Genomic DNA, 24,587 nt, shown 5'->3' with positions numbered 1-24,587 from the left:
GCGGATTACCAAAAGTTGAGCTAGATCAATAGTGCTCAATAAATGCGCGTACGTGCTAATAAAAATAATCAACATGCATCGAATGTGTGTAGGAGTCTATATTTTGAAGCCAATTGAAGAAAAACCACTTAAAAGTGCCTCGTTTTTTGATGCACTCATTCCAATTGCTGTATTAATTTGTTTATTAGGTGCCGCTGTGTACTTATTTGGTGATGACTCATCGTCAGGTCCAAATCAAATTGCCTTGTTATTTGCAACATTCGCTGCGGCGTTAATTGGTTTAAAAAATGGCTACACATGGAAAAAATTAGAAGATGCAATGATTGAGGGGATCACTTTATCTCTTAGTGCGATTTTAATCTTACTCATGGTAGGGGCATTAATCGGAACTTGGCTATTATCAGGAACCGTTCCGACATTAATTTATTACGGTCTACAAATTATCAATCCCAGCTGGTTTTACGCCGCGAGTTGTTTAATTTGTGGCATTGTAGCAATGAGTATTGGAAGTTCATGGACTACAGCTGCAACTATAGGTGTTGCGTTACTCGGTGTTGCTTCAGGACTGGGTTTAGAGCCGACAGTTACCGCGGGTGCTGTAATATCAGGCGCTTATTTTGGCGATAAGCTTAGTCCATTATCGGAAACAACCAATTTAGCTCCAGCCGTTGCTGGTGCAGATTTGTTTGAACATATTCATCATATGCTTTGGACTACAGTACCCAGCTTTGTCATTGCATTAATCATCTTTATTTTCATGGGCTTTAACGCTACTGCTGCGGGAGAGGCGGGTCAAATAGAGCAAATAACTGCAATTCTTCAGCAAAACTTTAACATTGGCTTAGAAATGTTGGTGCCGTTAATTGTATTACTCGCATTAGCTATTCGAAAAATGCCAGCGTTTCCGGCGATTTCTATTGGTGCCGTGATTGGTGCGGTGTGGGCAATGTTATTTCAATCGGACTTAATTGCTAGCCAAATAGACATGACTCAGGGTGAGTTTGTCGGTTATTTCAAACTAGTTTGGACCACCTTTTTTGATGGCTTCACAATTAATACGGGCGATGCAAAAATGGACTCGTTACTGAGTGGTGGCGGCATGTCTGGTATGCTAACCACTACATGGTTGATCATGACAGCACTGATGTTTGGTGCGATTATGGAGAAAACAGGGCTACTTGATATTTTTGTTAAAAGTATTCTAAAAATAGCAAAAAGCACTGGCTCTCTTATCGCCTCCACTATTGCAACGTGTATTGGTACGAATGTTATTGCTGCGGATCAGTATATTGCCATTGTTGTGCCTGGGCGGATGTTTAAAGAAGAATATAAAAAGCGTGGCTTAAAGCCTGTTAACTTATCTCGTACTCTAGAAGATGGCGGCACAATTACCAGCCCATTAATACCATGGAATACCTGTGGTGCTTATATGCAAAGTGTTCTATTAATCAATCCGTTTGATTACGCGCTTTATGCTTTCTTTAACCTTATAAATCCTTTCTTAGCCGTTATTTACGCTTACTTAGGAATTAAGATACTACGTATTAAACCTAAACAAACGGCTTAATTTAAGTAGCTCCTTTTATCACTAAAAGGGGCTATTTTTTTGGAGTGAACATGACTGAACTACAAAAACCTCAAGCAGAATACCTAAAAGACTACCAAGCCCCTCATTTTTCAATCGAACACACTGAGCTGACATTTGATTTACAGCCATTAAAAACTCAAGTAAATGCTTTATTAACGCTTAAGCGCGTTGGCGATTCAAATGCGCCACTGGTATTAGATGGCATAGACTTAACTTTGATCTCTTTGTCGGTAGAGGGTGAAGAGCTCACAGATTATAAAATTATAAATCAGCAATTAATCATTAATAACTTACCTGATGAATGTCAGCTAAGTATAGTGACGCAAACATCACCACAAACCAATACTTCACTTGAGGGGTTGTACTTATCTGGCGGGGCTTACTGTACCCAATGTGAAGCGCAAGGGTTTAGAAAAATAACCTATTATATGGACCGTCCTGATGTCCTTTCAACTTTTGATGTTACTATCATTGCAGATACAACATTCCCGCATTTACTCTCAAATGGTAATCAAGTTGATAGCGGTGAAACGCAAGATGGACGTCATTTTGTAAAATGGCAAGACCCATTCAAAAAGCCAAGCTACTTGTTCGCTTTAGTGGCAGGGGACTTTGATGTTTTACACGACAAGTACACAACTCGTAGTGGTAAAGACGTCACCTTAGCGTTATTTGTTGATAAAGGAAATTTACCAAAAACAGAGCATGCCATGACGTCGCTAAAAAAAGCGATGGCTTGGGATGAAACTCGTTTTAATTTAGAGTACGACCTTGATATTTATATGATTGTTGCCGTTGATTTTTTCAATATGGGAGCAATGGAAAATAAAGGGTTAAATATTTTTAACAGTAAATGCGTGTTGGCAAATCAAGAAACGGCAACTGATAAAGATTACCACACCATTGAGTCTATTGTTGGCCACGAGTACTTTCATAACTGGACCGGAAATCGTGTAACTTGTCGTGACTGGTTTCAATTGTCTTTAAAAGAAGGCTTGACGGTATTTCGAGACCAAGAATTTAGTAGTGATTTAGGCTCTCGTGCGCTTAATAGAATTGATGCTGTAAAAGTGATGCGTACTCATCAGTTTAGTGAAGATGCAGGCCCTATGGCTCATCCGATACGTCCAGAAAAGGTAATTGAAATGAATAACTTTTACACTGTGACTGTATACGACAAAGGGGCAGAAGTAATTCGCATGATGCATACCCTTTTAGGTGAGCAAAACTTTCAAAAAGGCATGGCTTTGTACTTTGAACGCCATGACGGGCAAGCGGTGACCTGTGATGATTTTATTGCAGCAATGAGTGATGCATCATCCATTGATTTATCACAATTTAAGCGTTGGTATAACCATTGTGGTACGCCTCGCCTGAACGTAACTAAAAAGTATGATGAAGCTGCGCAAACGTTTTCGCTTAGCGTAGAGCAGCTTACGCCAGCGAATCAGCTTGACAATGCAATGTTACATATTCCTTTTGCTATTGAGCTTTTAGACTCTCAAGGGCAAAGTATTACATTACAGTATCAAGGCAAGCAGCTTGATCATGTACTGGACGTAACAAATAGCTCGCAAACATTTCACTTTGATAATATTCACAGTAACCCAACCGCGGTATTGCTCGAAGACTTTTCAGCCCCATGTATTTTAAATCAATCTATTAGTGAAGCGGATTTATTACATATTATGCGTTTTGCGCGTAGCGACTTTTCACGCTGGGATGCACAACAGCAGTTATTTATTAACGCACTTAAAGCCAATGTTACTTCAGCAAGTAAGAATCCTTTGAGTGAAGATGTGATTGATGCACTTCGCGCATTGCTATCTCAGCGTGAGGGCGATTTAGCGCTAGTTGCTGAACTGTTGAAGTTGCCAAGTTTTGATACCTTAGCTGCTGAATTTGAAATAATACCGGTAGATCAAATAACGGCTAATATTGAGTTATTTGAACAGCAAATTGCCACGCAATTGCACAGTGAATTTTTAAGCTGTTACCAAGCCATTACCGATGATGGCAGTGTGAGTGCCCAAGCGGTAGCAATACGTGCGCTCAAACAGCTGTGCCTTCACTATTTGGCAAAAACCGACAGTGTTGAGGCGGCAAGTTTAATTGAGCAGGCTGCATCTTCAACAAATATGACCAATGTACTCGGTGCGTTAAGCAGTGTGGTTAAAGCAGCTCACCCATTGTCGGATCAATTACTCGAGCATTTTGACGCTCAATGGCGCCATGATGTATTAGTAATGGATAAGTGGTTTGCTTTGCAAGCGATGAACTCAGCTGATGATGCTATTGAGAAAATAAAAGCCTTGTACTCGCATCCTTGCTTTGATTTTTCGAATCCAAACCGAGTACGTGCATTAGTGGGCAGCTTTTCTCATTTTAATACCGCACAGTTTCATCGTTTAGATGGCACGGGCTATACATTACTTGGCGATTTATTGATTAAGCTTAATGCGATTAATCCGCAAAATGCATCTCGTATGTTAACGCCGTTTATGTCGTGGCGTCGTTATGATGAAACCCGTGCAACTGCAATGAGGGCCCAACTAGAGCGATTAGCTAACTTAGAAGGGTTAAGCGACGACTTATTTGAAAAGGTTGAAAAAGCCTTACAATAAATCATGATAGAACATTACTTTAGTATGCATTTGAGCTATACAAAGTGCATGGATTATTACCATGGACGGTATAGCTCTATCCAAGTGACAGCTGATAGCGGTAAAACAATTCGTTTTTCCGCTCATCACCTTCGACCTTTTATTTCTAGCCTAGGTATCCGTGGTCGATTTAGACTCATTTTAAGTAATGAAAACAAGTTCATCCGTCTCGAACGAGTAGCTTAGCAGTCATTTTTTGTGTTATAAATACATATTAATATTGCTTTTTTGTTAATTTCGGTTTGTTCTATTGTTAATTTACGTGTATAAATTATCTGGTATGACGTCTTACCAATACGTAAACGTTGAACAAATAAAAAATATAACTGATTGAAGGCGGCCATTTGTAATTTGTTTGATTCGCTTCTATCGTTACGATTACACTAAAAACAATAACTTGATCACACAAAAATACCCGCGACAGGGGGGAACCAAAATGATAAGAAGATCGCTTTTTGTTAAAAATAAAATAGCACTTGGCTTAACAGCTGCGGCTATGGGTTTAACTGCAGCACAGACACAGGCTGCAACATTTGAGGTGGGTGGTTTTGATATCGCCTTCGATTCTACCTTTTCATATGGTCAGAGTATTCGGGTAGAAGACCGAAATTTTGATATGATTGGTAAGAGTAATAATCCATCATTTGATTGGACGGGTTACAACCCAGCACTCAATACGATTTATTCATCCCAAGATGTCTGGGCTCAACCAGGGTCCTACTCAAACAACGGTGACGCGGGCGGTTTAAATTTTGATAGCGGTGAGTCTTTCTCAAAGCTATTAAAAGGCACGCATGACTTATCAATAAGTAAAGATAACTACGGCTTATTTACTCGTTTTATGTATTTTTACGATTTTGAATTAATGGACGGCGATCGTGCTTATGTTAATCCAACATCAGGGCAAGGTGTAGACCCTTGTGATGACGATGATACTAAAGAGCAAAGTTGTGCCGACCTTCGTTTACTTGATGCCTACGTATGGGCGAACTTTGATTTAAACGATGGTAATAACCCGCTTTCAATTCGCTTGGGTCAACAAGTAGTAAACTGGGGTGAAAGTACGTTAATTTCTCATGGTATTAACGTTAATCCGGTCGATATAGACCGTTTAAAAGCACCAGGTGCTGAGCTAAAAGAAGCGTTTATTCCGGTTGGTATGTTGTGGGCATCGTTAGGGCTTACAGAAAACATGACCTTAGAAGGTTTTTACCAATACCAGTGGCATGAAACTCGTCTACCGGCAGCAGGGACTTATTTTTCTACCAATGATTTTGCTGCAGAAAACGGTTATCAACAAAACGTACAGCTAGGTTTTACTTCAAATCCTGATATTGATTTAGCATTTTTAACAAATAGTTTAAATAACTTGATAGCAACTCACTCTCAAGTAGCTGCAAGTCAGGGAATTGATCCATCAAGTGCTGCAGGTCAACAGCTATTAGCTAATATGTACTTGACACACCCGACCAAGGTTGCCCTCAAAGGTAAAGGCTATGATGGCAAAACAGAGCCAGATGATGGCGGCCAATACGGCTTACGACTCGGTATGTTTTTACCAGAGTGGAATGATACCGAAGTAGCGCTTTATCACGTAAATTACCATAATCGTCGTCCGCTTATTTCGGGTCGCGTATCAAACTTTACGCAAGCATCAATTCAACAAGATTTAGCGATGATTGCAAGTACTGAAATTACCTCTGATAACGTATCCGATTTAAAAGCATTTGCTAAAGCAACTAACGAATACCCTGAAGATATTAAACTTTACGGTTTAAGCTTTAACACCTCGCTTGGTGAAACTGCTTTTGCGGGTGAGTTTACTTTTCGTGAAGACGAACCGCTGCAAATCGATGACGTAGAGCTACTTTACGCTGCGATGCCTGAGCAGTTAGCTATTGCTGGTTTACGCCCTGAGTTTGCAGGTATTTCACAAATGAGTAAAGGCGATGATGCAAGTGTTGTTGGGCCAGGCGAGTTAGCCAAAGGTTATATCGAACGCAATACGTCACAATTACAGTTTACGGCAACACATCTATTTGGTCCTTCATTAGGCGCTGATAGTTGGGCTGTTGTGGGTGAAATTGGTGGTGTTCGTATTAATAACATGCCCGAGTACGATGAGATCCGTTTAAATGTCTCTGGTACTGGCCGAAGTGGTGTTATTCAGGGGCCTGGTAGTTCAGATTACTCTTCACTACATATGGCATTATCTAATGGACCTGAGCAAAAATCGTTTGCTACGGCTTCATCGTGGGGCTACCGCTTAATTGCTAAAGGTGATTACTTTAACCTTTACAATGGTATTAACTTCTCACCACGTTTTGTATTTTCTCATGATGTAAATGGTAACACGCCAGATCCAATGTTCTTATTCATTGAAGATCGTAAGTCGCTAGGTGCTACCATGAGCTTTAATTACCAAAATGCATGGTCTTTGGATGTAAGTTACAACTCATTTTGGGGTGGTGGCGACACCAACACTTTCTCTGACCGAGATTACGTTTCTTTTAACTTAAAATATTCTATCTAGGGGTAACATTATTATGATTAAAAAACCTACCCTCATTGCTACAGCGTTTTGTAGTTTGTTTGCAAGCCACGCAGCGCTGGCTAAAATTAGCCCAGAAGAAGCTGCGCGCCTTGGTAAAGACTTAAGTCCAATTGGTGCGGAAAAAGCAGCGAATGCTGATGGCTCAATCCCAGCATGGAATGGCGGTATTACTGCTGCTCCAGCAGGTTATGAACCGGGTATGCACCACTTGGACCCTTATGCAACCGATAAAGTATTATTCACTATTGATAAAAGTAATATTGATAAATACAAAGAAAACTTAAGCCCAGGACAAATCGCGTTATTTGAAGCGTACCCAGATACGTTTAAAATGCCAGTGTACGAAACCCGTCGTTCTGCGTCTTTTCCACAATTTGTGTACGATGCAACCAAAAAGTTTGCAACGTCTGCTGAATTAGTTGAAGGCGGAAATGGTATTAAAAGTACAGCTATTGGTATTCCATTTCCAATCCCTAAAACGGGTTTAGAAGCAATTTGGAACCATTTACTTCGTTACCGTGGTCAGTCTATTGAGCGTTTTGGTGGTCAGGCAGCACCGACGGCATCGGGTTCATATAACTATGTTGGTTTTGATGAGCAGTTATTAGTTAAATATTCAGATCCAAGTGCTACTCCGGCTGAACTACAAGATTCTAATATTTTGTTTAAGTTTAAACAGCAAGTGACAGAGCCAGCTCGTTTAGCAGGGACCGCGTTATTGGTGCATGAAACTATGGACCAAATTTTAACGCCGCGCCAAGCGTGGACGTACAATTCAGGTCAGCGCCGTGTTCGCCGTGCACCTAATGTAGCTTACGATGCACCGGGTACAGCAGCAGATAGCTTACGTACAACTGATGACTTTGATATGTTCAACGGCTCGCCAAATCGTTATAACTGGACGCTAAAAGGTAAGCAAGAGCTTTACATTCCATACAATAGCTACAAGCTTCACAGCGACAAGCTAACTTATGATGATATTTTAAAGCCCGGTCATATAAACCCTGAGCATACACGTTACGAAAAACACCGTGTGTGGGTTGTTGAAGCAAACTTAAAAGATGACACCCGTCATATTTACAAAAAACGTGTTTTCTACATTGACGAAGACAGTTGGCAAGTTCATGTTACCGATATTTACGATAATCGTGACCAACTTTATCGTGTAGCAATGGCTTATGGTCTTAACTACTATGAAGTACCGACACAGTGGAGTACGCTTGAGGTATACCACGATCTTAATTCACGTCGCTATTTAGCCATTGGTTTAGATAACCAAGAAAAGATGTATGACTTTTCTCAGTCATTTAATGACAATGAGTTTACATCGAGCGCTTTACGTCGCGCTGGCAGATAGTATAAAAGCAGGCACCTAGTTTCCTAGGTGCCTTTTTTCTTTCACATCGCGTTTGTCTATTAACGCACAGGTTTTCCTCTTTATAACAGACAAACAAATCCTCAGTTCAAGGCGAATTAAATTTATGAAGTATTTGGTCTATGCCAGCCTGATCCTAAGCGGTGCGAGTTTTGCACAAGACGCACCTCAAAGTGCGATTAGCGCAATTAATGCAGATAAAACACTCCTTACCGATATTACCCAAACTTCAGCTGGGCTTATTGCTGTAGGTAAACATGGGACGGTCATTAAAAGTATTGATGGTAGCGATTGGCAACAAGCGAAATCGGTACCTACACAAGTATTATTAACAGCGGTTGAATTTACTAATGATTCTAATGGCTGGGCATGTGGACATGACGCCACAATTATTAATACCACCGATGGTGGTGAAAATTGGCAGTTACAACAAGCAAAACCAAGCTTAGATAAACCCTGTCTAGATATTTATTTTAAAGATGACTTAAATGGCTATGCTGTTGGCGCTTACGGTATGTTTTATCAAACAAGTGATGGCGGAAAACATTGGCAAAAACGCTTTTTAGATTCGCTGTTATTTAGTGAAGATAGAGATTACTTAAATGACTTAAAACAAACAGATCCTGAGGGTTACGAAATAGAAACCTCGTCTATATTACCTCACTTTAATCGCATTGAACCGACTAGTTCGGGTTTAATACTGGTCGGTGAGATGGGCTTAATGGCAAAAAGTGATGACGATGGCCAAACATGGCAACGTTTAGATGAGATTTACCCTGGTTCATTTTTTGGTTTTGCTTCAGATTCATCGCAACAAATTGTTGCAGGGTTACGTGGTAATATTTTTATAAATAAAACCGATAGTCAGCAGTGGCAGCACTTAGACAATGATAAAACAACTACTGTAAATAGCATCATTAATTATAACAATAAACAATGGCTATTATTGGCTAATAGCGGTGTTATTTTTCAGCTTAAAGATGATGTGTTGTCTTACGAGCAGTTGGCTGATGGTAAAGCGATTCTTGATGGCGTGATTGTTAAAGATAAACTGATCATGACAACAGAAAACGGCATTAAAGTGAAGGAGTTGACCCCTTAATGCAAGCAATTTTAGATTTTTTAGAAAAAGCGATTTTTAGACACCGCTTAGTGGTGCTCATAAGTTTTGTGTTGATCACCTGTTTATTGGTTTTTAAAGCAACGCAAATTCAGCTCGACGCGTCATTTAATAAAAATATTCCGCTTAACCATGATTATATGAAGGTGTACACCAAACATGAGAAACAGTTTGGTGGCGCTAATAGTATTTTAATTTCAGTATGTGATGACAGTGGTGATATTTTTAATCCTGAATTTTTTACTCAATTAAAAGCCGTACATGACCAACTTTACTTTATTCCAGGAGTAAATCGTCCTTTAGTAAATTCAATATTTTCACCTAGTGCGCGCTTTGTTGAAGTTGTTGAAGACGGCTTTGCTGGCGGGCCTATTATACCAGCCAACTTTAAAGCCGATAAGCAAGGCTTAGGAATTGTTAAAGAGAACATTGAAAAGGCCAAAGTAGTGGGTCGTATGATAGCAAGCGATTATTCGTGTGCCATGGTCACCGCCCAACTGTTAGAGACTGATCCGCAAACACAAGAAAAATTAGACACTCTCGCTTTTGCAAAAAAATTAGAAAGCGAAATTCGTGAGCCTCTAAGTACCGAAAAAATCAGTATTCATATTATTGGTTTTGCAAAAATGGCCGGCGATATAGCCGAGGGCGCAAAAGGGGTTGTATTATTTTTTGCTATTGCAATTGCGTTTACTTTTGTCATGGTATGGCTATTTTGTGGCAGCTTAAAACTCACTATTTTACCGATTGTGTGTTCAATTATTGCGGTAATTTGGCAGTTAGGATTGCTTTCTAGTTTAGGCTTTGGTCTTGATCCTATGTCTATCTTAGTGCCATTTTTAGTGTTCGCTATTGGCGTAAGCCACGGTGTGCAGATGATTAACGCCATTGGTAAAAAGGTTGCTGAAGGTAAGTCTACAGCAATATGTTGCCAATCAAGCTTTAGAGCTTTACTTGTGCCTGGCGGGATTGCGCTGTTATCAGATACCGTCGGCTTTTTAACCCTATTAACCATTGATATCGGTATTATTCGTGAACTTGCTATTACAGCGAGTTTAGGTGTGGCAGTGATTATATTTACTAATCTGATTTTGTTGCCAGTGTGGGCATCGTATATGCGCTTTGAAAACAGCATCCATATTCAATCAGGTGATGCTAATAAACCGAACATACTTGATGCAATGCGCGATTTATTAGTTAAAGCAACCGATCCAAAGACAGCAAAAATTATTATTGGTTTCACTTTGGTTTTATTTGCACTAGGCTATTGGCAAGCAGATAAAATGCGTATTGGTGATTTACATGCAGGAGCACCATCCTTGCACCAAGATGCACGTTACAACCAAGATACTTTCTTAATATCGGACAAATACACAATTTCATCTGATATTCTTAAAGTCATTGTAGAGGCTTACCCTGCAGCGTGTACCGAGCATGACGTCATGGAGCGTATATCACGCTTTCAATATAAAGTTGAAAATTTAGCCGGTGTACAATCAGCGGTCAGCCTAAGTTCAGTGGCACAGTCAGTTAATGCCGGTTATAACGAGGGCAATTTAAAATGGCAAAGTTTACCGCGCAATTCTGCCAGTTTAGTGCAGTCAACCTCTCTCGTTGAAACCAGCACAGGGTTATTAAACGGTGATTGTTCAGTAATGCCCGTGATTATATTTTTAGATGATCACAAAGCACAAACTATTGATAACGTCATTGCAAAAGTAAAACAATTTGCTGTAGAAGAGGGCACAGATAAACTTGCTTTCAAATTGGCATCAGGCCCTGTAGGTGTAATGGCAGCAACTAACGAGTCTGTTTCAGCTGCACAAATCCCTATGATGCTCTATGTTTATGGTGCGGTGATTATTTTATGCTTACTAAGTTTTAAGAGCGTAAAAGCAACTATTGCAGTGGTATTACCTTTGTACATAGTATCAACCCTTGCACAAGCACTTATGGTACAACTTGAGATTGGTCTAACTGTTTCAACTTTACCAGTAATTGCTTTGGGTGTAGGTATTGGTGTTGATTACGGTATTTATATTTTGTCATCAATGATGGGGCAGTTAAAACAAAACGTGCCACTGAGTATTGCTTATCGTAATGCATTAGTTGAACGTGGGAGTGCGGTGTTATTTACCGGTATTACGTTAGCAATTGGTGTTAGTACGTGGATTTTTTCTGATTTGAAGTTCCAAGTTGATATGGGAATTCTGCTTACCTTCATGTTTTTAGTAAATATGTTGGGTGCAGTGTTACTTTTACCTGCAATTGGCAGCTTGCTCTGGACTGACCAGAAAAAATAAGGTGAATAAATTTGCTCCTAAATGGCCAGTAATGGCCATTTATATCTATATTTTGTGAATAGATGACCAAATAGCTGAAATGCTTAAAATGTTTTCATCGAAAAGGCTGTTTATTAGTTTTAAAAGGGTTAGAATTTAACTGACTCCACGCTAATAAATGGCTGTACAAATATTCTGCTAAACTAGCAGTGATAGATTAAGGAACATACAATGACACGAAATGAAGGCCAAGCCTCGGTTATTTTAGATAACGTCTGTAAGCTTATCCAGAAAAAAGTTCGCGCTGATAATGTGTTACTCGTTGAGAAATTCGCCAAAGCCTTGTACAGCAATATGTCTAAAGAGGATTTGGCAAATCGCAACGACAGTGACTTATATGGTGCTGCACTCAGCCTTTGGAATTCGCTAGAAAAAAATACATCAGATGACGCAGTTATTCGCGTTTTCAACCCTGAAGTGGCAAAAGATGGCTGGCAGTCATCACATACCATTGTAGAGATCATTGCTAAAGACATGCCGTTTTTAGTGGACTCTGTACGAATGGCCATGACACGAGAAAACATTGCCTCTCATTTACTTCTTCATAGCCCGCTGAAAATTCAACGTGATAAGAACGATAAAATATCAGGGTTATCAAGCTTAAAAGCAGAGCAAGAATCAACATCAACAAAAACTGTATTCTTCATAGAAATTGACCGTCAAACAGATGCAACTGTTATTGAGTCTTTCAAAAAAGAACTTGAATCAGTCCTCGTTGATGTATCGATTGCGGTTGAAGATTGGCAGCCTATTCGCGAAAAATTAATCGCGGTAAGCAAAAGCTTGCCTAAAAGCCATAAAGATAAAAGTGATAACGAAATAAATGAAACCGTTGAATTTTTAGATTGGTTAGTGAAAGACAATTTCACATTAATGGGTTATCGCCAATATGAACTTTCACCAGTTCAGGGCGACTATCAATTAAAGGGTAAAATGGATACCAGCTTAGGGTTAATGAAAAACTCTGATGCTGAGCATACACGTTTGCTTTCTGAGTTACCTGAAGTGGCACGCCAAGAAGCACGCAGTAGTAACCTATTAATTTTAACTAAAACTAATTCATTGTCTCGCGTTCATCGCCCAGCTTACATAGATTATGTGGGTGTAAAACGTTTTGATGACAAAGGCAATGTTATTGGTGAAGATCGTTTCATCGGTTTGTTTTCATCAAACTTTTACAACAATAGCGCTGCTGATGTACCGGTTCTTAAAAGTAAAATTAATCGTATTATGGATATGTGTGACTTCGCTAAAGGGACACATGCATACAAAGCCGTATTAAATATATTAGAAACTTACCCACGTGACGAACTGGTTCAAGCTCGAGAGAATGAGTTACTTGAAGTTGCCATGGGCGTATTGCAAATACAAGAACGCGACATGTGTCGTTTATTTGTTCGTAAAGATGCATATGGTCGTTTTTTATCATGCATGGTTTATGTACCTCGAGAGCGTTATAACACAGCGCTTCGTCGCGAAACGCAGGCTATTTTAGCCAACGCATTTAATTCTGACGTTAAAGTCGAATTTACTACCTATTTCTCTGAGTCTACACTGGCGCGTACCCATTACACTGTTCGTGTGACCGACAACAATATTGAATTTAACGTGAAAGACATAGAAAACAACCTAATAGAAGCCGCTCGTACTTGGGAAGATAAATTACAATCAGCCTTACTTGAATCTGCTGGTGAGGCCCGTGGTAATGAATTAAACCGTAAATATTGCAATGCCTTTGCACGCTCATACAAAGAAGAAGTATTACCTAGCGCTGCAGTGGTCGATATTGAAAAGCTAGAAATGCTAAGCGATGATAACAAGTTAGAAATGTTGTTCTATCGCCCACAAGAAGAAGCAAGCAGTAATATTGTGCGTTTAAGCTTATTCCATAAAGATGAGCCAATTCATTTATCTGACGTTATGCCAATGCTTGAAAACTTTGGTCTACGTGTTGTAGGTGAAACGCCATACTCGGTTAAAACTAGTGATGGTGGCGTAAATTGGGTCATGGATTTCTCTATGCTAATTGACAGCAAAGGGATGGCTGATTTTGATAAGATCTCTGCACGTTTTCGCGCTGCATTAACCAGTGTATGGGCAAACCGTTTAGAAAACGATGGCTTTAACCGTCTAGTGTTAATGGGTGGTTTAACGGGTCGTGAATCATCAATTTTACGTGCATACGCAAAATACATGCGCCAAATAGGGGTTACTTTCTCGCAAACGTATATTGAAAGCACCTTTGCAAATTACCCGCATATTGCCGCTAAAATTGTTAACTTATTCTCTAAAAAGTTCTCTGTAAAAAGCCCTGCAAGTGCTAAAACACTTGAAAAACTAGGCTTAGAAATTTATGCAGAGTTAGAAAACGTAGCGAACCTTGATGATGATCGTATTATCCGTTTATACGTTGATATGATTGTTGCTACATTACGTACTAACTACTTCCAAAAAGATGCTGAAGGCAAATTTAAGTCCTACATCTCACTTAAAATTCAGCCAAGTTTAATTCCAGAAGTCCCACTACCTGTGCCAGCGTTTGAGATATTTGTTTATTCTCCACGTGTTGAAGGTGTGCATTTACGCTTTGGTAAAGTTGCCCGTGGTGGATTGCGTTGGTCAGATCGTCGTGAAGATTTCCGTACAGAAGTACTTGGCTTAGTAAAAGCGCAACAAGTGAAAAATACCGTGATTGTGCCGGTAGGCTCAAAAGGTGGATTTGTATGTAAACAACTACCTAGTGAACGTGAAGCGTTTATTAAAGAAGGCCAAGAATGTTATAAAATCTTCATTCGTGGTTTATTAGATATCACAGATAATATTGACCGTGGTGAAATTGTACCTGCTGTTGATGTTACACGCCATGATGAAGACGATGCGTACCTAGTAGTAGCAGCGGATAAAGGCACTGCAACATTCTCTGATATTGCCAATGGTATCGCAAACGAATATAACTTCTGGCTAGGTGATGCGTTTGCATCAGGTGGTTCTGTAGGTTATGACCATAAGAAGATGGGTATTACAGCTCGTGGCGCTTGGGAGTCTGTAAAACGTCATTTCCGTGAAATGGATATTAACTGTCAAACCACAGATTTTACAGCAGTTGCTATCGGGGATATGGCCGGTGACGTATTTGGTAACGGTATGCTGTTATCAAAGCACATTCGTTTGCAAGTGGCGTTTAACCATCTACATATTTTTGTTGATCCAAATCCAGATGCAGCGGCTTCTTATCCAGAGCGCGAACGTTTATTTAATTTACCACGTTCATCATGGGAAGATTACAATAAAGAGCTAATTTCAAGCGGCGGTGGTATTTTCTCGCGTGCTGCTAAGTCGATTACGCTGACCCCTGAGATGAAGAAAATGTTAGGCACTAAAAAAGCCAGCATGACACCGAATGAATTGATCAAAGCATCATTAATGATGGATCATGATTTACTTTGGAATGGTGGTATAGGGACTTACATCAAGCATTCGAAAGAAACGGATGCCGATGTAGGGGACCGTGCTAATGATGCGTTGCGTATTAACGGTAAAGATCTTGGTGCTAAAATATTTGGCGAAGGCGGTAACTTAGGTGCAACCCAATTAGGTCGTATTGAATTTGCAGCTCAAGGCGGTCGTGTAAATACTGACTTCATCGATAACGTGGGCGGGGTTGCGTGTTCAGATAACGAAGTAAATATTAAAATTTTACTCAATGGTTTAGTTGCTGAAGGCGACTTAACGCGTAAGCAACGTGATGAGTTACTTTACTCAATGACCGATGAAGTGTCTGAATTAGTACTTAAAGACTGTTATCGTCAAACACACACTTTATCGATTACTCAATCTAAAGGAACCTCAACACTTAAAGAAAAAATTCGCTTTATACATGCACTTGAAAAAGACGGCAAGTTAGACCGTGCAATTGAGTTTATCCCTACCGATGAAGAGTTGGCAGAGCGCGCCGCTGCAGGTAAAGATTTAACTCGTCCTGAGCTATCTGTACTAGTTTCTTACGCGAAAATGGTGCTCAAAGAGTCTTTGGTAACTGATGAGATTACAGAGAATCCGTATTACCGTCAGTTATTAGTTAAATCATTCCCGCGCCCATTACGTGAGAAGTTTAATGATGCGATGAATAATCATCCACTACGCAAAGAGATTATTGCCACTAAGTTAGCAAATAATATTGTTAATGATATGGGTTTAAACTTTATGGTTCGTATGAATGAAGAAACCGGTGCTAACGAAGCTGAAATTGCATTGTGTTACTCAATCGCGAGTGAAATTTTCCAAATGCGTGAAACATGGTTATCTATTAGTGATTTAGATAATAAGATTCCATCGAGCGTACAAACAGAAATGTTATACCAATTACGTCGTACTGTTCGTCGTGCAACACGTTGGTTCCTTCGTCATCGCACCAAAACACAGTCAATTGAGCAAGCGATTGAGATTTTCTCACCAACATTTGCCGATTTAAGTGAAAACTTAACTAAATACATCGTTAAAACAGAAAGCGATCGTATTGTAAGTGCCCGTGAAGAACTAACACAAAGCGGTGTACCTACAGATATCGCACAGCGCATTGTGTCGTTGTCAAGCTTGTTCTCGGTAATGGATTTAACGCAAATTGCTCAAAACTCGAATCGTAAAATCGATATGGTGTCGCACACTTACTTTAAATTAGGTGCGCAAATGGGACTACATTGGTTCTTAGATCAAATTACTAATCAACCGGTTTCTAACCATTGGCAGGCATTAGCGCGTGCATCATATCGTGAAGAGTTAGATTGGCAGCAACGCACCTTGTCAGAAGTGGTATTAAACAGCTTTGAAGGTGAAAACAGCGATGTAGACGGCCAAATTGAGCAATGGATGGACAGTCAAGATCTGTTACTTCAACGTTGGAAGCAAATGTTGACAGAGTTTAAAACGTCACAGAGCCATGATTTTGCTAAGTTCTCAGTGGCATTAAGAGAGCTCATGTTACTTGGTCACAACTGTGATACATCAGCAAAGTAACAAACTGCTATTGATTAAAACTAATCGTTAAACAGTTTTTGTTATATAATACCTCAGCCTTGTCTGAGGTATTTTTTTGTCTACAATTTTAAGAGGATTATATTCATGTTCTACGATTTAGCTCGCCGTTTTATGTTTACCCGTGATGCGGAGTGGGCCCATGATTTTGCTCTTAATAACTTACGTCGCTTTGCTAACACGCCATTAAGTGCTGCATGGTCACAAAGCGTGGCAAATAAACCAGTGAACTTTTTAGGCCTCGAGTTTAAAAACCCAGTAGGATTGGCTGCTGGTCTTGATAAAAACGCCGAGTGTATTGAGGCATTCGCTCAAATGGGTTTTGGCTTTGTAGAAGTGGGTACAGTAACACCGCGTCCTCAAGTGGGGAACGATAAGCCGCGGATATTCAGGTTGCCGCAGTCAAATGCGATTATTAATCGTATGGGCTTTAATAACAAAGGTGTTGATAATTTAGTTAACAATGTTAAAACAGCTAAATACGATGGTATTTTAGGTATCAATATTGGTAAAAATAAAGATACACCAAATGAGCAGGGCAAAGATGATTACATTCACTGTATGCGTAAAGTGTTTGAGCATGCATCATACATCACTGTAAACATTTCATCACCCAATACCCCAGGCTTACGAGACCTGCAATATGGCGCAGCATTAGATGACTTATTACAAAGCTTGAAAAACGAACAGCTTGATTTAATTGCCAAGCATAATAAGCATGTGCCTATGTTGGTGAAAATTGCGCCAGACTTAGATCCAATTCAAATTGAACAAGTGAGCGAGTCACTGTTAAATAATAAAATTGATGGTGTTATAGCCACAAATACCACCTTAGAGCGTAGCTTAGTGCAAGGTCAGCAGTATGCTGATGAGGCAGGCGGTTTATCAGGAGCGCCAGTTAGGGAGCGTTCCACCCATGTTGTTTCTGAACTTAAGCGTTTAACAAACAATCAGTTACCTATTATTGGTGTGGGGGGGATTGATGATGCTCAATCAGCAAAAGAAAAGTTTGATGCGGGTGCAGATTTAGTTCAAGTTTATACCGGTTTCATATACAAAGGACCACAATTGGTCAAGTCGATCATTAACGACTTATAAGGATCAGTTATGTAAGCTTTTGATCGTTCGATAAATGTTCTAAAAAGACGTTTTAAAAATGGTCAAAAGCAGCTATACTCTAAGCTTATTGTCTTATTTTATTTTTTAAAGTACTAAGTAGGGAGGAGCAAATGTTACAAGCGTCAAAGCAATGGCAGTGGATAGCGTGTACTGAAAAAAACCGCTTACTGCTTGATTTAAATGACGATATGCAACTTTGTACACCTTATAAGCTTAGACAGCTCACCGATTGTGCTTTTAAAAACCCATACTTCAGCCTTGAAGATGCAGCCTTTTATGAGCAAGTTTATTATTACCTTGCGCAGTTCAATTTATGGAATCCTGCCCAGTTATGCCAAATAGCGCTCAATGCAACGGCAGTTAAATTTCAATTAAAACCAGTGTTGGCAAAAAGTTGGTTTTTTAAACCGTATACTGGTAGTACACCTAGTACTGAAGCGGTTATTAATTTAAGCTCAGAATCACAAACTGGCGAGTTTTTAATTATAGAGCATTGTCCAGATGCTTCTGTGTGCATTAATTTAAGCGAAACCTTTGCACTAGATGACAATCTATCACTTGCCCAGTTTGAAGTTATCCGCGTTTTAAACAACCGAGTTCACCCCTTAATTACCTCACAGTACGATAGCCAAACAGCTTAGCCTAATTTAGTCTTTGAGGCTTGTTTAAGGCGTATTTGTACGCAAACCTATGTTATAATCCCGCGCAATTAGCTATTAAGGGTTTTTACTTTGCAATTTATCGCACTTACTTCTATCGGAATCGAAAATTTATTGGTTGATGAACTTACAGAACTTGGCGCTACGGTGTCAAAGCAAACTGTGGGTTCTGTTCGCTTTGAGGCTGACTCATTGCTAGCGCAAAAAGTGTGTTTAACTACACGCTTTGCTACGCGTGTACTTATGCTTATTGAAGAAAAAGAAGGCGTAAATGACAAAGACAGCTTGTACAAATTTGCACGCTTACAACCTTGGCAAGAATGGTTTGGCCCAACACAAACTTTTGCTGTTGATTTTAATGGCACAAACGATTCACTTAAAAATACCCAGTTTTCTGGTTTAGTAATTAAAGATGCGATTGTTGATTACTTTAACGATTTATTTGAACAGCGACCAAATGTAGATAAGCAAGATGCCAATGTGCGAGTAGTTGCACGTTTAAATCGTCATGGCGTTTCACTGTATATTGATTACTCAGGGCCGCGTTTATCAGAGCGTGGTTACCGTCAAGGTCAAGGCAAAGCACCCATAAAAGAGCATTTAGCTGCGGCAATAATAAAACGTAGTGGCTGGCTTGAAAATGTCAATCAACCACTATTCGATCCATGTTGTGGTGCCGGCACTATTTTAATAGAAGCGGCTGGAATGGCACGTAATGAAGCGCCTGGATTATTCCGTGAAGGATTTGCGTTTGAGCGTTTACCCAGCTTTAGAGTGGCAAAATTCAAAGAACTTAAAGAGCAACTTTTAGCGAATATCACCGACCCTAAATTATGGTTAATTGGCCATGATTACGATGCACAAGTACTTGATAAAGCGATTGCTAATGCGCAGCGTGCTGAGCTTGATACGGTGATTAAATTTAAGCAAAGCGATGCGACAAAACTGACGAGCGTTGCAAAATTGCCGGGTGTTGTTATTTCTAACTTGCCTTATGGTGAGCGTATTGGTTCTATGGCTGAACTTGTAAACCTGCATCGTAGTCTAGGTGTTGGTTTTAAAAAGCACTTTAATCATTGGAAACTCGCTCTACTGGGCATGGATGAAAGCCTGTTTAAATTACTTAAATTAGTGAAGCAAAAACGCTATAAATTTAAAAATGGCCCCCTTGATGTTGAATTAAACCTGTATCAACTTGATGACAAGCAAGTCAGCCTTACCTCTGATGACAAACCCGCTTTAAACTTTGAAGGTTCGATGGCGTTTGCTAATCGCCTGAAAAAGAACAAGCAAGGTTTAAAAAATTGGCTTAAGCAAAATCAAGTCCATGCGTATCGTGTTTACGATGCAGATATTCCTGAATACAACGTTGCGGTTGATATTTATGGTGACTCGGCGGTTATTTTTGAATACGCTGCACCGAAAGAGATTGATGAAAAAACTTCAGAGAAGCGTTTACAAGATGTTATTAGCTTAACAGCACAACAACTTGATATTGCACCTGAAAATATTGCTGTAAAAGTACGTAAAAAACAAAAAGGTGAAGAGCAATATACACCCATGGCAAAGCAAAATAGAACCATGGTAGTAGAAGAGTTTGGTGCTAAGTTTAAAGTTAACTTATTTGATTACTTAGATACAGGGCTATTTTTAGATCACCGCCTTGCGCGTCGTTACATTCAAGAAAATGCTAAAGATAAGCGCTTTTTAAACCTGTTTGCATATACAGGAACCGCTTCAGTACATGCAGCCATTGGTGGCGCAAAAGCGATTACAACCGTTGATTTGTCTAAAACCTATTTAAAGTGGGGTCAAGATAACTTTGCGCTTAACGATATTAGCAATACGCGTTATCGTTTTGAGCAAGCAGATTGTTTAAAATGGCTAGAGTATGCACAAGGGCAGTATGACCTGATCTTTTTAGATCCGCCTACTTTTTCAAATTCTAAACGAATGAAAGACGCGTTTGATGTGCAAAACGACCACATTAAGCTGTTAACTTGGGTTAAAAAAATATTGAGCCCATCGGGTACGCTAATATTCTCTAATAATAAACGCGGTTTTGTAATGGATGAAGTTGGCTTGATGGGGTTAGGGTTAAAAGCAGAAAATATTTCTGAAAAAACCTTATCTCCTGACTTTAAACGCAATAAAAAAATTCATAATAGCTGGTTAATTAAACATGGCTAAGTGGATTTTATATCACACCGACGGCTGCCACTTGTGCGAGCAAGCAGAGCAGCTGTTAAAACCGTTACTTTCATCAACCGATGAATTACAACTTATTGATATTATGAGCGATGACGCATTAATTTTAGAGTATCAAATAAGCATTCCGGTTTTAAAAAATCAACAAGGCCAACAATTGTTTTGGCCTTTTACTGCACCTCAGGCGCAGCAGTTTTTAGCGCAAGCAGAATAAGAGTAAAGATTAACTATGGATTTAATTAGAATTTCGAAAGCACAATTAGCTTACGGTACACACCCATTACTTGATAATGCAGATGCAGTAATCGAAAGTGGCGAACGTGTGTGTATTGTAGGTCGCAATGGTGCAGGTAAATCAACGCTTTTAAAAGTACTCGACGGTCAAGTAATACTTGATGATGGCGAAATAAACCAAGTTGGTAGTTTAAAAATATCGCGTTTAGAGCAAGATCCACCTAAAGGGGCAAGTGGCACTGTATTTGATTATGTTGCCCAAGGCATGCCCGAAATTGCTAACTTACTGATTGACTTTCATCATGTAAGCACACAATTGCAAACAGATTGCACTGAGCAACTATTAAATAAATTAGAGCGTTTATCTAATAAATTAGAGGCGGCAGATGGCTGGCGTTTTGATAGCCGAATTCAACTTGTACTTACTCAATTAGAGCTAACTCCTGATGCGAAACTTGAGTCGCTTTCTGGTGGTTGGTTACGTAAAGTTGCATTAGCGCGTGCTTTAGTGAGTGAGCCTGATTTATTACTGCTCGATGAGCCTACTAACCACTTGGATATGACAAGTGTAATGTGGTTAGAGCAATTCCTAAAAGAATTTAAAGGCGGTATTGTATTTATATCGCATGACCGTGCATTTATTCGAGCTGTTGCTACACGTATTTTAGATTTAGATCGCGGTAAACTGATTTCATACCCTGGTGATTATGCAACTTACTTAGAACAAAAAGCGCATGATTTAAAAGTAGAAGAAACACAAAATGCATTGTTTGATAAACGCTTAGCGGAAGAAGAAGCATGGATCCGCCAAGGTGTTAAAGCCCGTCGAACCCGTAATGAAGGCCGTGTTCGTGAGCTGAAACAATTACGTAATGAACGTAAACAACGTGTAGAACAAGTAGGTAAAACTGATTTCAATATCGAAACAGCGGATCGTTCAGGTAAACTAGTATTTGAAGCTAAACACTTAAATCATGCATTTAAAGACAAAGTGATAGCTGATGATTTCTCTACCTTAGTGATGCGTGGCGATCGTATTGGTTTGGTGGGGCCTAATGGTATTGGTAAAACAACGCTATTAAAATTATTGTTTGGTGATTTAAAAGCAGACAGTGGTGAAATAAAGCAAGGTGTTAACTTAGAGTTTGCATATTTCGATCAGTACCGTGAGAAGCTTGATGAAGAAGCGACCGTTCAAGATAACGTTGCTGAAGGTAAGCAAGAAGTGATGATGGGCGGACGCTCACGTCACGTGTTAGGCTATTTACAAGACTTTTTATTTCCGCCAGCACGTGCTCGTACACCGGTAAAAGCACTTTCAGGTGGTGAGAAAAACAGGTTGTTATTAGCCAAGTTATTTTTGAAACCTTCAAATATATTAGTGCTCGATGAGCCTACCAATGACTTAGATATAGAAACATTAGAGCTACTTGAAGATATTATTAACCAATATCAAGGTACTGTGCTTATAGTAAGCCACGACCGAGAGTTTATTGATAATACTTGTTCGAGTGTTTGGGCATTTGAAGGTAACGGCAAAGTTACTGATATAGTTGGTGGCTACAGTGATTATGAAGCGTATACCAACTATTTGGCGGAGCAGAACAAAGAGTTGCAAAAGCAGCCAGTCAAAAAAGTTGAAAAAACTGAGCCAACGCCAGTTAAAAGCAATAACAAAGCAAATAAACTCTCTTACAAATTAAAACTTGAACTAGAGCAACTACCTAATAAAATGGAGCAACTTGAAGCTGAGCTTGAAAAACAACAAGAACGAGTAAGTCACGAAGACTTTTTCAAGCAAGACAGTGATATAACAGCCAAGGAATTGAACCATTTAGCCCAACTTGAGTCTGACCTTGAAGCCGCTTTTGAGCGTTGGGAAGAACTTGAAGAATTAAAGAATCAGTAGTAAGGAATAAAATGAAATATAAATTACTCGCGGCCAGTGTTTTGGCTACACTGAGTACATCAGCATTGAGTGCAACGTACCAGTTAACCGAATTAGGTGACTTTGAAGCTGCAAAACATACATATGTTACTGATGTGAGTGAAAGTGGCCATGTCATTGGCGTTGCTAATGGCTTATACAACCTCCCTATTGATATTAGTTATATTGATTTTACAGAAAGTTCAATCAATAGTGCTTACGACGCGGAAGTGGCAAGGTTTAAAGAAATTGACAAAGAAATAACCTTTACGCTTGATGACATAGAAAATAACGATGCGATTTACACTAATGCTGATGCGCATACTTTTATGGTTCGTTTTTTATCAAACTTGTCATCTAACTTTGAGTATCAAAAAATCAGTTCAATTATTGCTACAAATTATAATAGTGGTGTAATAACTGAGCAGCCTTTATTTGATATCGCTTCTGTTGATTACGACGGTCTGACCCGCTCGACAAGTAATTTTTATAATGGCGTTGCAGAAGACGGAACGACTGTTGGCTGGGGCAGTGCTCCTTTTGATAAAGTGAGTTTTACACCAGATGGCGAAACAGAGGAAGAAACGTGGTTTACCCGTGACTTCATAGAACGTGGGATTTTAATATCTGCAGATGGTGTTGAAGTGCCGTTTGTTCCAGAATTTACTGAACACGGTGGGACTAGTAAAGCATCTGATATTGTTGCCACTGACACAGGTTACATTGTTGTTGGTAATGTATCGGTCAGTATTCCTGCTGAGAGACAAACCACAATTACTGATAATTGTGATGGCCTTGATGAACCGGTAATGGCCTGTATTGAATCACTTAACAGTCGAAGTACGCGTGGTTTATTCAATAAAACAGCGGTTAAATGGACTCTAGATAGTGCCTATAATGTGACTTCAACAGAGCTGTTGGGTTTAGCGCTTACTCCAGAAGAAGATGAGGACACTAATCCTTTTATTAGTAATGCATTAGCGGTTAATAAAAATGATGTAGCGGTCGGTTTTTCGAACACTCGTTATTTTGACAGAGATTCGACAATTTTAACTATGCCAACTTATTTTAAAGACGGTGAAGTGGTTGATTTTATAAACCAGCAAGATGATTGGCAAGCTGGCAAAGCATTCGCGATAAATGATAATGACATTGTGGTTGGTTATGCTTCAAAAGGTATTGAAGGTAGTTTAATCGCCAAGTTCTTTCATCATAATATAAATACTAATACGACCGTATTTCCTGAAGATTATTTTACTAGCTCAAACTCATACGCGAATGACATTAATAACCAAGGTTACATCGTAGGTGAGGGTGAGGTTGGTGATACAGCCAGCACAAGACGCTCAGAAGCCTTTATTTATAAAATTGGCGATGACAAAATCACAAACTTAAATAGTTTACTACCTTGTTTTGACAGTGATGGTGAGACTAGTTTTAGTTATAAAATGGTAGAAGCGAAATCAATCAACGAAAACAATGAGGTATTTGGTGTAGCAACTAAAACGGTTGAAAAGTTAAATTCACGAGGCGAAGTTGTAACTGATATCAATGGCAATATTCAATATGAAAGTGTTGCTGTTGCGGTAAAACTTTCACCGATTGCTAATGGTGAAGTTGAAAACTGTAAAGCTCCAGATACAGAGTTTTATGAACGTAGCTCAGCCAGTTTCTCATGGTTTGGTTTACTATTGCTGCCATTAGTTGGATTAAGACGCGTTTTTCGTTTCTAGGTAATGCTATTCGTTTATAAAAAACCAACTTGTT

Annotated in this window: 14 protein-coding genes; all 14 read left to right on the top strand. The window is 39.4% G+C overall.

The window, feature by feature from the left end; all coding sequences use genetic code 11:
• Positions 1-82 precede the first annotated feature (82 nt).
• The 14 genes from nhaC to P3J6_RS12895 all read left to right on the top strand — a co-directional run bounded on the left by nhaC (position 83) and on the right by P3J6_RS12895 (position 24,553).
• Positions 83-1,567: a Na+/H+ antiporter NhaC gene (gene nhaC, locus P3J6_RS12960; protein WP_138606189.1), complete on the top strand. Its 1,485-nt coding sequence runs from the start codon at positions 83-85 to the stop codon at positions 1,565-1,567.
• Positions 1,568-1,617: 50 nt separating this feature from the next.
• Complete coding sequence (pepN, locus tag P3J6_RS12955; RefSeq protein WP_198523239.1) at positions 1,618-4,212, top strand: aminopeptidase N; 2,595 nt, start codon at positions 1,618-1,620, stop codon at positions 4,210-4,212.
• Between the two features lie 3 nt (positions 4,213-4,215).
• Positions 4,216-4,437, top strand: coding sequence for a DUF2835 domain-containing protein (locus tag P3J6_RS12950; protein ID WP_138606059.1), 222 nt, complete (start codon positions 4,216-4,218; stop codon positions 4,435-4,437).
• Between the two features lie 250 nt (positions 4,438-4,687).
• A complete protein-coding gene (locus tag P3J6_RS12945; protein WP_198523238.1) occupies positions 4,688-6,784 on the top strand; it encodes a DUF1302 domain-containing protein in 2,097 nt (698 codons plus the stop codon).
• 13 nt (positions 6,785-6,797) lie between these two features.
• Positions 6,798-8,162 (top strand): DUF1329 domain-containing protein, encoded by a 1,365-nt coding sequence (locus P3J6_RS12940; RefSeq protein ID WP_010390152.1) that lies wholly within the window; start codon positions 6,798-6,800, stop codon positions 8,160-8,162.
• A gap of 124 nt (positions 8,163-8,286) precedes the next feature.
• Entirely contained in the window at positions 8,287-9,282 is a 996-nt protein-coding gene (locus P3J6_RS12935; RefSeq protein ID WP_198523237.1) for a WD40/YVTN/BNR-like repeat-containing protein, read from the top strand.
• Entirely contained in the window at positions 9,282-11,603 is a 2,322-nt protein-coding gene (locus P3J6_RS12930; RefSeq protein WP_198523236.1) for an efflux RND transporter permease subunit, read from the top strand. Before P3J6_RS12935 ends, P3J6_RS12930 begins: the two co-directional genes overlap by 1 nt.
• A gap of 210 nt (positions 11,604-11,813) precedes the next feature.
• Complete coding sequence (locus tag P3J6_RS12925) at positions 11,814-16,655, top strand: NAD-glutamate dehydrogenase (RefSeq protein ID WP_198523235.1); 4,842 nt, start codon at positions 11,814-11,816, stop codon at positions 16,653-16,655.
• A gap of 105 nt (positions 16,656-16,760) precedes the next feature.
• On the top strand, positions 16,761-17,771 hold the full coding sequence (gene pyrD, locus P3J6_RS12920; protein WP_198523234.1) for a quinone-dependent dihydroorotate dehydrogenase: 1,011 nt from the start codon (positions 16,761-16,763) through the stop codon (positions 17,769-17,771).
• 131 nt (positions 17,772-17,902) lie between these two features.
• A complete protein-coding gene (locus P3J6_RS12915; RefSeq protein WP_198523233.1) occupies positions 17,903-18,433 on the top strand; it encodes a cell division protein ZapC in 531 nt (176 codons plus the stop codon).
• 90 nt (positions 18,434-18,523) lie between these two features.
• Entirely contained in the window at positions 18,524-20,641 is a 2,118-nt protein-coding gene (rlmKL, locus tag P3J6_RS12910) for a bifunctional 23S rRNA (guanine(2069)-N(7))-methyltransferase RlmK/23S rRNA (guanine(2445)-N(2))-methyltransferase RlmL (protein WP_198523232.1), read from the top strand.
• Positions 20,634-20,873 (top strand): glutaredoxin family protein, encoded by a 240-nt coding sequence (locus tag P3J6_RS12905; RefSeq protein WP_008112065.1) that lies wholly within the window; start codon positions 20,634-20,636, stop codon positions 20,871-20,873. Before rlmKL ends, P3J6_RS12905 begins: the two co-directional genes overlap by 8 nt.
• Before the next feature lie 15 nt (positions 20,874-20,888).
• Positions 20,889-22,802, top strand: coding sequence for an ATP-binding cassette ATPase Uup (gene uup, locus P3J6_RS12900; protein ID WP_198523231.1), 1,914 nt, complete (start codon positions 20,889-20,891; stop codon positions 22,800-22,802).
• A gap of 11 nt (positions 22,803-22,813) precedes the next feature.
• A complete protein-coding gene (locus tag P3J6_RS12895) occupies positions 22,814-24,553 on the top strand; it encodes a DUF3466 family protein (protein ID WP_138606075.1) in 1,740 nt (579 codons plus the stop codon).
• The last annotated feature ends 34 nt before the right edge of the window (positions 24,554-24,587 follow it).

Origin of the sequence: Pseudoalteromonas sp. 3J6, from assembly GCF_903995135.1 — a bacterium.
Taxonomy (GTDB): Bacteria; Pseudomonadota; Gammaproteobacteria; order Enterobacterales; family Alteromonadaceae; genus Pseudoalteromonas.
The sequence above is the reverse complement of the archived record's forward strand: the minus strand, read 5'-3'. Positions and strand labels throughout refer to the sequence as shown.